Raw genomic sequence first — 11,968 nt, forward strand, 5'->3', positions numbered from 1 at the left:
CGACGAAGCCTGCGTCGGTTCAGAGGAGCCCGGAGGCGCGGAGCGCCGCGAGACCGTTGGTGATCAGCGCCGGGATCGATTCGGCGTCGACGTCGTCCGGCAGCTGATCGACCGGCCACCAGGCGAGATCCACCGACTCGTCGCTGATGACGGGGTCCGGGCGGGAGCCGTCGCCGGCGGCCGGGACGACGGCGGCGTACCGGACGTCCAGGTGGCGGGTCGGGACGCCAAGGGAGCACGTGATGGCGTGCGTGTGCAGGTGCACCGGGCCCGGTGAGAGGATCAGGCCGGCCAGGCCGGACTCCTCGGTGGCTTCGCGCAGGGCGGCCGCACCGATGCCGTCGTCGCCGGGCTCGCAGTGCCCGCCCAACTGCACCCACTTGCCGACGCGCGGATGCAGAGTCAGCAGCACGTGCGTGCCGTCGGCGTCGAAGACGACGGCCGACGCGGTGACGTGCCCGGGCACGCAGGCACGCTCGCACGGATTCTCGGCGGCGTCCAGAAACGCCAGAAACGTGTGACGCAGAGCGTCCTGCTCGGGGTCGGGTGCCGACCAGCCGGTGAGTGCGTCGCGCGTCGACGCCGTCAGGGCGGTGCTCACAGCTCGGTCACCAGGCCTGTGGCATCGGCGGGCGGGCGCAGTCGCCCGTCCTCGCCGGTCGGCGGCGATTCGGGATAGCCGACGGCGACCGCGCCGAGCGGCATCCACGACGGGTCGAGATCCAGGACCTCCCGTACGGTCGGGGCGGCGAAGATCGTCGAACCCACCCAGCAGCTCCCGACCTCCCGCACCGACAGCGCCACCAGGAACGAGCCGACGGCGGCGCCACCGGCGACGGTGAACATGGTGCGCTCGCAGTCGTTGCGGCGCCGGTCGGGGTAGTCGTGCATGCCGTCGCCGGTCAGCACCGGGACCACCAGCTCGGGGGCGTCGTAGAGGATCCGCCCGCGGGCGACCCGCTTCTCGATGGACTCGGGGCTCTTGGCGTCACCCTGCAGGTCGGTGTGCCAGGCCGCCGACATCGCGTCCAGCAGGGTTCGACGGCGCTCCGGGTCGCGCAGCCACAGGAAGTGGACCGGACGGGTGTGGTGCGGCGCCGGAGCGGTCAGGGCATCGGCGAACGCCTCCCGCATCACGGCCTCGGGTACCGGTTCGCCGGAGAACCGCCGCACCGACCGGCGGGTCAGCAGCGCTTCGCGGCGACCCTGCGCGAGGGCCTCATCGGCCCCCAGGCGGAACAGATCGTCGGGTCCGGACCTCACCAGGTCGGCGGCCGTGCTGCCGTCGTCGACGGCCTTCCAGCCGCGGACCACCGCCACCGGGATCCCGTCGAGTTTGCCCTTCACCAGATCGGCGGCGGCCGCCAGTTCGTCGGCGACGGCGATGTCGGTGACCGCCAGCCGGTTGCCGTACGCGTCGACCGCGCCGGCGTAGCCGTGCCGGACCGCCAGTCCGCTGGCCCCGATCGCGACATCGGTCTGTCCGCCCCGCCAGGCGCGTCCCATCGTGTCGGTGACGATCACCGCCACGGCCAGACCCCGGTCGGCGAGCGCGGCGCGCAGCCGTGCCGCACTCGCGTCCGGATCGACCGGGAGCAGCGCGAGCCGATCGGTGGCGAGGTTCGAGCCGTCGACGCCGGCGGCGGCCTGCACCAGGCCGTTGCGGTTGACGGTGATCCGCATCCGCCCGCGGGCGGCCACCACCCGCACCGTCTCGTCGTCGACCAGTCTGCGCCGCAGCGCGTCCCGCTCGTCCGGATCGGTGGGGGCGGCCACGATGCGCCCCTCGATCTTCGAGAACACCTTGCTGGTCACCACCACGACGTCGCCGTCGGCCAGCCAGGGTGCGGCCGCGACGATCTCGGCGGCCAGATCCGATTCGGGACCGAACTCGCCGAGCCCGGTCACCGGCAGGATCTGCAGGCCGTCGGTGGCGCGGTGATCGGTGGGCCCCTCGACGGGGTCGGGGACCGGCGGCCTCACGGCTGGACGCCCACCAGCTCGCAGGCCGCGCGCACCATGGCGGCACCGGCCTGCGGATCGGTCATCAGCAGGGGGGCCGCGCCGACCGTGATGCCGTCCAGTGCCGGGGAGTTCACGGCGGGATCGCCCTCGGCGACCAGCCAGCCGTCCAGGAGTCCGTTGCCCGACCGGGCGCCGTAGTGCTCGGCGATGGCCGTCGCGGAGGTCGCCACACCGATCACCGACAGGCATTCGTCGGCCATGCCGCGCAGCGGCTTGTCGTCGATCACCGGGCTGATGCCGACCACCGGCGCCGTGGTGGTGCGCAGTGCCGAACGGAGGCCGGGAACGCTGGTGATGGCGCCGATGCTGACCACCGGGTTGCTGGGCGCAAGGAGGACGACGTCGGCCTCGGCGATCGCCTCGAGGACACCGGGCGCGGGCGTGGCGTCGTCGGATCCGACCTGCGCGAAGCCGTGCGTCGGCACCTGGGCGCGGTAGCGGACCCACCATTCCTGGAAGTGGATGGCGACGCGTTCTCCGGGGGCGCCGTCCGGCTTGTCGATCACGACGTGCGTCTCGTGCCGGTCGTCGGTGGCCGGGATCAGCCGCACTCCCGGCTGCCAGCGGCGGCACAGCGCCGCGGTGATGTCCGAGAGCCGGAACCCGGCGTCGAGATTCTGCGTGCGGATCAGGTGCGTCGCGAGGTCGCGGTCGCCCAGACCGAACCAGTCCGGGTCGGCGCCGTAGGCGGCGAGTTCCTCCTTGGCGTGCCAGGTCTCGTCCCGGCGCCCCCACCCGCGTTCGGTGTCGATGCCGTCGCCCAGCGTGTACATGCAGGTGTCCAGGTCGGGGCAGATCCGCACCCCGTGCATCCAGGCGTCGTCGCCGACGTTCACGATCGCGGTGACCGTGTTCTCCCGCTCTCCGGTCTCGGTCGACGGGAACGGGGTGGGCCCGAACAACTCGCGCGCGCCCTGCAGGAACCGGGCGCCGCCGACGCCTCCGACCAGTACGGTGACCTTCACGTGGCACACCCTACCGAGGGGTGCGGGGGTGTCGCCCTGCAGTGGACGTCCAGAGTCACCGGGGACGTGGCGCAGGTCACGGAAAACGCTCCGACACGCCGCGTGGACGCGCGGTTTCGCCGTTCTCCGGGCGCGGGGTGTTATTAAGAATCTTCCGATTCAGTTGACGCGAGAGCCCACGACAAGGTGTAATCACAGCAGTGTGATTCAGGCCGAAGAGTGGGAGGCGGGCATGAACGCAGCGGACAACGGATCCTCGGAGTTCCCGGCTGATGTCGTGACACCTCTGACGGCGCCGGCGGCGGACAACTCCGCTTTCGCGACCGGTGGCAACCACCTTTCGCTCGTACCGAACGCCTTCGACGAGCTCTTCGACGCCGTCGAGGACCAGTGGCAGGACCGCGCCCTGTGCGCGCAGACCGACCCCGAGGCCTTCTTCCCGGAGAAGGGCGGATCCACTCGTGAAGCCAAGCGCATCTGCCACGGCTGCGAGGTCAAGGCCGAATGCCTCGAGTACGCCCTCGGCAACGACGAGCGTTTCGGCATCTGGGGCGGCATGAGCGAGCGCGAGCGTCGCCGCCTCAAGCGCGGCATCATCTGAGCCCCGCTCAGGGGGCGTCCGGCCCCTGTTCGACCGTCTCCTCGTCGACCCCCAGATAGGTCGCGATCTGCTGGATCAGCACCTCCCGCAGGATCTCCGGCAACTCGTCGTCATCCTGCGCCCGCAACTCGATCGGCCGGCGGAACAGGATGATCTTCGCCCGCGTCGGATTACCGCGCGCATCGACTCCCGCATGAATCAGCCGTGCCAAGGGCACCGGACCGTCGGCGGTCACCTCATCCGGCCAGGCGATGGTCTCCATGTCCTTGGGGAGCATGCGCGGAATGTCGTCGACGGCCACATCGAGGCCGGTCAACCGGTCATGCCAGTGCGTGTCCAGCTCGGCGAACGCGCTGATCGCCGCCTTGTCGAAGCGGCTCGCCGGGGTGCGGCGGGCCGGCAGATCCGGCGGCATCAGCGGGCCGCGCAGCCCGCGCCCGCGGCGGTCGCGCACATGATGCGGCGGCTCGAGCAGATCGCGCAGCGAGCGAGCGGACGGCCGGGAAGTCATGCCGACCAGTCTAGTGCGCCGGGTGTCCGCCGATTGAGCGTGTCGCCACGGGGCGGTCGGCCGCAGGGGATAGGCTGACCGGCGTGAACTCTCCACGTCAGTGCTGCCGGCCCGGGTGCGCTCGCGCCGCGGTCGCGACGCTGACGTTCGTCTACGCCGAGTCGACGGCCGTCATCGGCCCGCTCGCGCAGAACGAGGAACCCCACTCCTGGGATCTGTGCTCCGAGCATGCCGAGCGCAGCACCGTTCCGCGTGGCTGGCAGCTGCTGCGCAGTGAGAGCGGATTCGCCCAGCCCGCCGAGGACCAGGAGCTGACCGCACTGGCCGAAGCCGTCCGGGAAGCCGGCGGCAGCGGCGTCGTCAGTGCCCCGCCGTCGCGATTCATCTCGCGCGCCGACTTCGACGACCTGCCGGCCCGCCGGCGCGGCGCGGCGTCGGCACCCGTCGAAGGACAGGCCCCGGCCACCCCGCCGACCGTGATCGGTCCGCGGCCCGGCCGCCGCGGTCACCTGCGGGTCCTGCCTGATCCGGTTGACTGATTCCGGCCCGGTCGGCACGCTGTCTTTCATGCCCGTCATCACCGATGCCCTCGACGACGCGGAGAGCCTGTCTGCCGCCGACCGTGACGGTCTGCTGCGTTCCGCAGCGATGGCCGGAGCCCAGGTCCGCGCCGTCGCCGAAGCACAGGCCGAAGGCGTCCTCGGTCCGCTCGGTGACCTGCGTCCACGCGCCGTGGTCGTGGTGACCGGCGGATCGCCGATCGCCGCCCGCGCCGCCGCCCTCGTGGTCGCGATACTCGGTTCCCGGATCGACGTTCCGATCGCCGTCTCGCCGGCGCTCCCCGGCTGGATCGGGCCGCTCGACGTGGTCGTGGTGCTCGGTGCGGACGCCGGTGATCCGCATCTGGCCGACGCCGCCTCGCGTGCCGGCCGTCGCCGCGCCGAAGTGGTGATCGCGGCACCCGTGGAGGGGCCGCTGCGCGAGGTGATCGGCGACCGCGATCGCGGCGACCTGCCGATCCTCGACCTGTCGCCGCGCCTGCCCGTCGACCCGCGTTTCCGGTTCACCGGTCACGTGGCCTCCCTGGTCGCGGTCCTGACGGCGCTCACCGCCGTCCGGCTCACCCCGCCGCCCCCCGAACTGGCTGTTCTCGCCGACCAGCTGGACGCGGAATCGGCTGCCGACCATCCCGGCCTGGACAGCTTCACCAACCAGGCCAAGCAGCTCGCGCTGCGGGCCGCCGACCACGCCTGCGTGTGGTCCGGCGACACCGCGGGGGCCACGGTGCTGGCCGCGCAGACCGCTTCCACCTTCTTCAGCGTCGGCGGCGTACCGACGGCGGCCGCCGACGAGGCCACCGGCCTGGCGGCGCTGACCGCCACATCGTCGGCGGCGATCGACTCGATCTTCTACGACCCCGAGTTCGACGGTCCCGCCCGAGACGAGCAGCGACGGCTGTTCCTGATCACCACCGCCGCCCGCGAATGGTACGTGCGGCAGCGGCTCGGTGCCCGTGACGCCGACGTGGTGACCGAGCAGGTCGGCGGCGAATCGGAGAACACGGCCGACGCCGTGGCCGACCGGGTTCCGGCGGCCGAGCCGTTCACCGACACCCCCGGCGATCTGACCGCCTACCTGATCACCGCGACCCGGGCCGAGCTGGCCGCCGCCTATCTGGCACTCGGGCGGGCCGCGGCGTGAATCGACTCAAGGGAATCGTCCGGCCGTACGCCTGGGGTTCGCGGACCGCGATCGCCGAGATGCAGGGGCGCCCCACACCGTCGCCGCATCCGGAGGCCGAACTGTGGTTCGGCGCGCACCCGGCGGCCCCGGCGCTGGTGATGGGCGAGCACACCGATCTGCTGCATGTGATCGACGCCGACCCGGAGGCGGCACTCGGTGACCAGGTGGTGCAGCGCTTCGACGGCCGGCTGCCGTTCCTGCTGAAGGTGCTCGCCGCCGACGAGCCGCTGTCACTGCAGGCCCATCCGAGTGCCGAGCAGGCGGCGGCCGGGTTCGCCGCCGACAACGCCAAGGGGCTGGCCCCCGACGACCCGAACCGCAACTACCGCGACGCCTGGCCGAAGCCGGAGCTGATCCTCGCCCTCACCGACTTCGAGGCGCTCGCCGGATTCCGCGACCCCGAACGCACCGTCGCCCTGCTGCGCAGCCTGCAGGTTCCGGAACTGGACTCGTCGCTCGGCATGCTCGCCGGCCAGCCCGACCACGAAGGTCTGCGGGCCGTGTTCACCACGTGGCTGACGCTGCCCGAGACGGTGCTGTCGACGCTCATCCCGGCCGTTCTGGACGGCGCCACCCGTGTGCTGGCGGCGGGCGACACCGAGTTCGCCGACGAACTGCGTGCCGTCCTGCAGCTCGGCGAGCTGTACCCGAACGACCCCGGTGTGCTGGCGGCGCTGCTGCTCAACCTCGTCAAACTCAAGCCCGGCGAAGGCACCTTCCTCGCCGCCGGGAACCTCCATGCCTACCTGCACGGCACCGGTGTGGAACTGATGGCGAACTCGGACAACGTGCTGCGGGGCGGTCTCACGCCCAAGCACGTCGACGTCCCCGAGCTGCTCAAGATCCTCGACTTCACGCCCGTCGGCCGCGACCAGCTGGTGCCGAAAGTCGAATCCGTCGGCGCCGAACGGGTGTATCTGACTCCGGCGCCGCAGTTCCGGCTCTCGCGCGTGGAACTGGACGGCACCGGCATGCAGCACGCGTCCACCATCAGTTTCGACATGCCGGGCCCGCAGATCCTCATCGTCACCGAGGGCCGGATCGAGGTCGACGGCGGCGGACACAAGATCAAGGTCGAATCCGGCCAAGGTCTGTGGCTGGCGGATGCCGATCCCGACGTCCTGGTGCGCGCGGCGTCGTCGCACGCGGTCGTGTTCCGTGCGCGCGTGCCGCTCGGCGACGACGCGTCCTGAACTCCGCTCAGCGGCCGGTGACCACCGGCGCCCGCACCAGTGCACTCTCGGCGGTCGTCGTGACCGGCGCAACCGTGAGGCGCCGGCCGCCACCGGAGACCGTCAGCCGGCCGTCGGAACCCTCCCGGATCACCGGCTCACTCGACTGGGTACCGGCACCGATCTCGAGCACGGTGCGGCCGGGCACGGCGCCGAGGCGGTGGCCGGCGCGGTCGTCGATCAGCACGTCCGCGGGGCCGTCGGCCGCCGGATGCAGCAGGGATCGGTCACCGACGGCATCGACCACCGGTCGCCAGCACTGCGGCCGGTCGGTGAACACCGCGCACGACGATCCCGTCGCGACGAGACGCACGGCCAGCCGCGCCGCGAGTTCGGTGCCGCCGTCGACCACGCACCGGGGAAGCCCGGCGAGACGCATCGCGACCGGGGAACCGTCGTCGGCCGCGCCGACCAGGATCCCGTCACCGGTCAGCGGGACCGGCTCGTCGGCGCGCGACGCGTAGACCGTGGGCTCGGCCGGGTCGATGGCCGCGGCGGCCGCGGTGATCCCGGCCGCCGGCAGCGCCCGGGCCGCGACTCCCGCGGCACCCAGCGCGGCGATCAGCCGGCGGGTCACCGACCGGCAGGCGCGCAGTGCGCCGGCGCCGCCGGTGCCGTACCGGGCGGCCACCGCCGAGCGGGCGTCGAAGCGGATCGTCAGGTGCACGGTGCGATGGGCGACGAGGGGGAGCGGACCGAGCAGTCCGCGATAGGCGGCACCGGCCGGACCGCCCCCGATCGCCGCCTCCTGCGTGAACACCCGCACGTCCACGGCGTCGGCGTCGGGACCGCTGCGCCAGCGATGCACCACATCGGTCGGCAGCAGATCGGTGACACCCGGGCGCGCCGGACCCGGTGTGAACGCCAGCACCGTCGTCAGGCTGCGGTCGTCGGCCAGCACCCCGACGACGCCGTCGTCGCACGGCACATCGAATGGAGCGGGTGCATCCCCGCGTGAACTGCGCATCGCGCGCCTCCCCCGAGTCGCTTGTCCACAGATCCTCACCGAGGATCGGCGAACGCGTGGCGTCACGGTACAACGCGCCTACCGTGACGCACACGGCTTTCGATTCGGGGGGATGGATGTCGCGACAGTTCACCACGCGCGCACAGGTCAGCGGCTACCGGTTCGGGGTGGCCCGGGCCGAACACGCGCTCGTCCGCCGCGACGCGCGCATGCTCGACGATCCGCTCCGGGCTCACTGGCGGGCACTGTTCGCCGGCCTGGTGATCGCGATCCTGATCGTCGCCGGTGCCGGACTGTACGGTCTGATCCGGCCGAAACCCGCGGTCGGCGACGCCCGCCTCGTCGCCGACCGTTCCGGCGCACTGTTCGTGCTGGTCGACGACGTGATGCATCCGGTGTCCGATCTGGCCTCGGCCCGGCTGATCCTCGGGGAACCCGTCGAGGTGAAGACGGTGTCCACCGAAGCGCTCGCCGCCTTTCCGCGTGGACCGTCGCTCGGCATTCCCGGTGCCCCGGCATCGCTGCCGGTCCCCGGTGAGCGGGCGGCGTCGTCGTGGACGGTATGCGACGACCCGGCGGCGGGCACGGCGGTCCTGGCGGAGCCGCCGACGGTCCGGCCCGCGCCGGTGGAGGCGGCGGCACTGGTCCGCGCCGGCGACGACGACTGGCTGGTCTACCAGCGGCGCCGCGACGGATCGCCCGAGCCGGTCCGCGCCCGGGTGGACCTCGGCGACGCGGCGGTCCGACGGGTCTTCGGACTCGACGACGCCGTCCCGCGGCCCGTCAGCGAGGCCCTGCTCAACACGTTTCCGCCCCTCGACGACCTCGCGGTCCCCGACATCGACGGCCGGGGCGGGTCCGGTCCGGGGCCGCTGGCGGGCGTGAGCGTCGGGACGGTGGTCCGGAGTGTGGGCGTCGACGGCGGGGCGTCGTACGCGATGGTGCTGGCCGACGGGATCCAGCCGGTCGGCGAGGGCACCGCCGAACTGCTGCGCGCCGCCGATCCGGCGGCGCCGGCCCGGGTACCGGAGGTGACGCCGGCCGATCTGGCGTCGGTGCCGGTGCGCCGGACCCTGCCGGTGACCGGCTTCCCGGAACGGCCGGTCACGCTGATCGGTGAGCGCGCGGTGCTGTGCGGCCGATGGTCGCAGGCTTCGGGGGAGCGGGCCCGGCGAAGTCTGCTGGCCACCGGGCATCTGCCGTTGCCGGCCGGGGCGCGTGTGGTGACACTGACCGCCGCCGACGGTGACGGACCCGGACTCGACGGGGTGTATCTGACGCCGGGCACCGCGGCGTACGTGGCACTGAGCGGCGCCGGGTCCGACGGGCGCGGTGCGCGCTATCTGGTGACCGACGCCGGAGTGGCGTATCCGGTGCCGGACGGGCCGACGGCCGCGATCCTGGGACTCGGCGAGACGCCGGCACCGGCGCCGGCCGAGGTGATCGGACTGTTGCCGCCCGGTCCGGCGCTCACCCGCGAGTCGGCGCTCACCGCACGCGACGTGCCGCGCTGACGCCGCCGGTCAGCGGTCGAGTCCGGCGACCAGGGTGCGGACGGTCCTCTCCCAGTCGTCGGCGATCTGGTCGGCCGACAGGCCCGCGACCTCGAGCAGATGGTTCACCGCGATCGCCTCCAGGGGCGCCTGCACCGCGATGGCGACCGTGTCCAGGCGGCCGGGGAATCCCAGTTCACTCAACAGGTACTGCACGTGCCGGGTGGACATGTCCCACACCGGGTGGCTGAGCCGGTCCGGATCGTCGGTCCCGGCTTCGAGAAGGATGTCCAGGTGATCGACGGTCTGCTTCAGCCGGGCGCGGCCGTAGGCGATCAGCCGGTCCAGGGGGTCGCCGCCCGGGCCGAGCGGCTCGGGGCCGCTCAGGATGTTCTGCTGCAGTTCCCGCTCGGAGTGATCGAGCAGAGCCATCATCAGGCCGGTGCGGCTGCCGAAGCGGCGGAAGACGGTGCCCTTGCCGACGCCGGCCTCACGGGCGACGGCGTCCATGGTGACCGCGGCGGCGCCCTGATCGTCGATCAGCTGCTTGGCCGCGGCCAGCAGCAACTGCCGGTTGCGGGCGGCATCGGCGCGCTCGCCGCAGGCGGTCGGTCCGTGGACCGCCTGGACGTCGAGCGGTCTGCGCAGATCGGGGGCCATGTCTAGACGATAGCGCGACGCGTCGGAGACACCGGGAAGGTGTGCCGCACGTCGTGAGGGGTATCACCGCGCAGAAGGGATGACATCGGGACTCCGGTCCTTTTACGTCTACAGGTACCAACGAACCCGAGGAGACCCCATGTCCGAGAACACTGCACCCGCCGCGGCCCGTACCGTCGTCGTCCTGGTCGGCAGCCTGCGCGCGGAATCGGTGAACCGGAAACTCGCCCGGCTGATCGCCGGGGTCGCGCCCGCCGACGTCGACGTGCAGATCGTCGACGACCTGTCGACGCTGCCGTACTACAACCAGGACCTGGACTCCGACGGCCTGCACGGCGACGCCGTCGAGGACCTCCGTACACAGGTGGGGGCGGCCGACGCGGTCCTGCTCGCCACCCCCGAATACAACGGCGGCCTGCCGGCGGTCCTGAAGAACGCGATCGACTGGCTGTCGCGGCCCTACGGCGCGGGCGCCTTCACCGGCAAGCCGGTCGGGGTGATCGGCGCGGCGCTGAGTGCGCACGCGGCCGAGTGGGCGCGCCGGGACGCGCGCACCGCCGTCGGGATCGCCGGCGGGCACGTGGTCGAGGAGATCGACTTCGGCGTCCGCAGCGGCGAGTTCGACGAGACCTCGGCCGAGCTCGCCGAGCAGGCCGCCGCAGCCCTGAACGGGGTCCTGGAACCGGTGTCCGCGGGGGCCTGAATCCGACACGCCGGACACGCCGAGACACGCCGGAAAGCCTGTGGACTACTCGATCGCGACCTGCGAGTTTCACGATTGTTATTCACAAGTTCTTGTGGTGCACCGAAATGTCGGACACAAGGTGTAGTGTTCAGGGTGTTCGAGGGGGAGACATTCGCCACAGGAACCACAAGCGCGTGATTCCCCGTCTGAGCAGCAGCGATCCAGCACCCATAAGCCACCAGCGTCCCAAGGAGTCCGCGATGACCATCACCGTCTACACCAAGCCGGCATGCGTGCAGTGCAACGCGACCTACAAGGCGCTGGACAAGCACGGTCTGGAGTACAAGGTCGTCGACATCAGCCAGGACGACGAGGCCCGCGACTACGTGATGGCTCTCGGCTACCTGCAGGCGCCGGTCGTCGTCGTCGACGGTGCCGGGAGCGAAGCGAGCGGGCCGGGTCTGGCAGCTGAGCACTGGTCGGGCTTCCGTCCCGATCGCATCAAGGCCGTCGCCACCCGCGCCGCCTGATCCGACCGCTTGTCATGACCACCGCCGTCGACGATCGTTCCCGGGCCTCGCGCTCCGGGTCGGGCGACGGTGCCGAGCTGCCCCTGATCGTCTACTTCTCGTCCGTCTCGGAGAACACGCACCGCTTCGTCCAGAAGCTCGGGGCGCGCACCCTCCGGATCCCGGTGCTCGGCCGGGACCTGACGATCACGGTGGACGAACCCTACGTGCTGGTCTGCCCGACCTACGGCGGCGGAAAGATCAGTGATCTGGGCACCGTCGCCGCCCATGCGGGCGGCGGCTACGTGCCCAAGCAGGTGATCCGGTTCCTCAACGACGAGCACAACCGGTCACTGATCCGCGGAGTGATCGCCGCCGGCAACACGAACTTCGGCGAGGAGTTCGGAATGGCCGGCGACATCATCGCCCGCAAGTGCCAGGTGCCCTACCTGTATCGCTTCGAACTGATGGGCACCACCGACGACGTCGACCGCGTTCGCGCCGGCCTGACCGAGTTCGCCGCCGGACCGGCCTTCGGCTGACCCGGGCGACATCCCCGTCCCCACGAGACCAGTTC

14 protein-coding genes are annotated in these 11,968 nt (G+C 72.0%); 8 read left to right on the forward strand and 6 right to left on the reverse strand.

From position 1 onward, the window contains the following. Window positions 1-19: 19 nt before the first annotated feature. Genes QM774_RS00945 through cofD form a run of 3 tightly spaced genes read right to left on the reverse strand, consistent with a single transcriptional unit; the run spans window position 20 to window position 2,990 of the window. Window positions 20-601, reverse strand: coding sequence for an NUDIX hydrolase (locus QM774_RS00945; protein WP_414974102.1), 582 nt, complete (start codon window positions 599-601; stop codon window positions 20-22). Beyond that, on the reverse strand, window positions 598-1,983 hold the full coding sequence (locus QM774_RS00950; protein WP_414974103.1) for a coenzyme F420-0:L-glutamate ligase: 1,386 nt from the start codon (window positions 1,981-1,983) through the stop codon (window positions 598-600). The genes QM774_RS00945 and QM774_RS00950 overlap by 4 nt, the downstream gene beginning before the upstream one ends. Next, window positions 1,980-2,990 carry a 2-phospho-L-lactate transferase gene (cofD, locus tag QM774_RS00955; RefSeq protein ID WP_414974104.1) on the reverse strand — a complete coding sequence of 337 codons (1,011 nt, stop codon included), beginning with the start codon at window positions 2,988-2,990 and terminating at the stop codon, window positions 1,980-1,982. The genes QM774_RS00950 and cofD overlap by 4 nt, the downstream gene beginning before the upstream one ends. A gap of 232 nt (window positions 2,991-3,222) precedes the next feature. Here cofD and QM774_RS00960 point away from each other — a divergent pair, with 232 nt between their 5' ends. After that, window positions 3,223-3,591, forward strand: a complete 369-nt coding sequence (locus tag QM774_RS00960; protein WP_414974105.1) for a WhiB family transcriptional regulator — start codon at window positions 3,223-3,225, stop codon at window positions 3,589-3,591. Between the two features lie 7 nt (window positions 3,592-3,598). Here the strand turns inward: QM774_RS00960 and QM774_RS00965 are convergent, their stop codons facing one another. Beyond that, window positions 3,599-4,102: a metallopeptidase family protein gene (locus tag QM774_RS00965; protein ID WP_414974106.1), complete on the reverse strand. Its 504-nt coding sequence runs from the start codon at window positions 4,100-4,102 to the stop codon at window positions 3,599-3,601. 83 nt (window positions 4,103-4,185) lie between these two features. Here QM774_RS00965 and QM774_RS00970 point away from each other — a divergent pair, with 83 nt between their 5' ends. The 3 genes from QM774_RS00970 to manA are packed head-to-tail and all read left to right on the forward strand — an operon-like array spanning window position 4,186 to window position 7,038. Then, on the forward strand, window positions 4,186-4,641 hold the full coding sequence (locus QM774_RS00970; protein ID WP_414974107.1) for a DUF3499 domain-containing protein: 456 nt from the start codon (window positions 4,186-4,188) through the stop codon (window positions 4,639-4,641). 28 nt (window positions 4,642-4,669) lie between these two features. Continuing rightward, window positions 4,670-5,803, forward strand: a complete 1,134-nt coding sequence (locus QM774_RS00975; RefSeq protein ID WP_414974108.1) for a hypothetical protein — start codon at window positions 4,670-4,672, stop codon at window positions 5,801-5,803. Continuing rightward, a complete protein-coding gene (gene manA, locus QM774_RS00980; protein ID WP_414974109.1) occupies window positions 5,800-7,038 on the forward strand; it encodes a mannose-6-phosphate isomerase, class I in 1,239 nt (412 codons plus the stop codon). The genes QM774_RS00975 and manA overlap by 4 nt, the downstream gene beginning before the upstream one ends. A gap of 7 nt (window positions 7,039-7,045) precedes the next feature. Here the strand turns inward: manA and QM774_RS00985 are convergent, their stop codons facing one another. Next, window positions 7,046-8,044, reverse strand: coding sequence for a type VII secretion protein EccE (locus tag QM774_RS00985; protein WP_414974110.1), 999 nt, complete (start codon window positions 8,042-8,044; stop codon window positions 7,046-7,048). Between the two features lie 116 nt (window positions 8,045-8,160). Here QM774_RS00985 and eccB point away from each other — a divergent pair, with 116 nt between their 5' ends. Then, window positions 8,161-9,558 carry a type VII secretion protein EccB gene (gene eccB / locus QM774_RS00990; RefSeq protein WP_414974111.1) on the forward strand — a complete coding sequence of 466 codons (1,398 nt, stop codon included), beginning with the start codon at window positions 8,161-8,163 and terminating at the stop codon, window positions 9,556-9,558. A gap of 9 nt (window positions 9,559-9,567) precedes the next feature. Here the strand turns inward: eccB and QM774_RS00995 are convergent, their stop codons facing one another. Further along, window positions 9,568-10,197 (reverse strand): TetR/AcrR family transcriptional regulator, encoded by a 630-nt coding sequence (locus QM774_RS00995; RefSeq protein WP_414974112.1) that lies wholly within the window; start codon window positions 10,195-10,197, stop codon window positions 9,568-9,570. A gap of 139 nt (window positions 10,198-10,336) precedes the next feature. On the opposite strand from QM774_RS00995, the gene QM774_RS01000 reads away from it, so the two are divergent. From QM774_RS01000 to nrdI, 3 genes are all read left to right on the forward strand, one after another. After that, window positions 10,337-10,900: an NAD(P)H-dependent oxidoreductase gene (locus QM774_RS01000; protein WP_414974113.1), complete on the forward strand. Its 564-nt coding sequence runs from the start codon at window positions 10,337-10,339 to the stop codon at window positions 10,898-10,900. Window positions 10,901-11,142: 242 nt separating this feature from the next. Beyond that, entirely contained in the window at window positions 11,143-11,412 is a 270-nt protein-coding gene (gene nrdH, locus QM774_RS01005; protein ID WP_414974114.1) for a glutaredoxin-like protein NrdH, read from the forward strand. Between the two features lie 14 nt (window positions 11,413-11,426). Next, window positions 11,427-11,933, forward strand: a complete 507-nt coding sequence (gene nrdI / locus QM774_RS01010; RefSeq protein WP_414974115.1) for a class Ib ribonucleoside-diphosphate reductase assembly flavoprotein NrdI — start codon at window positions 11,427-11,429, stop codon at window positions 11,931-11,933. The last annotated feature ends 35 nt before the right edge of the window (window positions 11,934-11,968 follow it).

It is taken from the genome of Gordonia sp. (in: high G+C Gram-positive bacteria) (genome assembly GCF_047600565.1).
In the GTDB taxonomy this organism is placed as follows: domain Bacteria; phylum Actinomycetota; class Actinomycetes; order Mycobacteriales; family Mycobacteriaceae; genus Gordonia.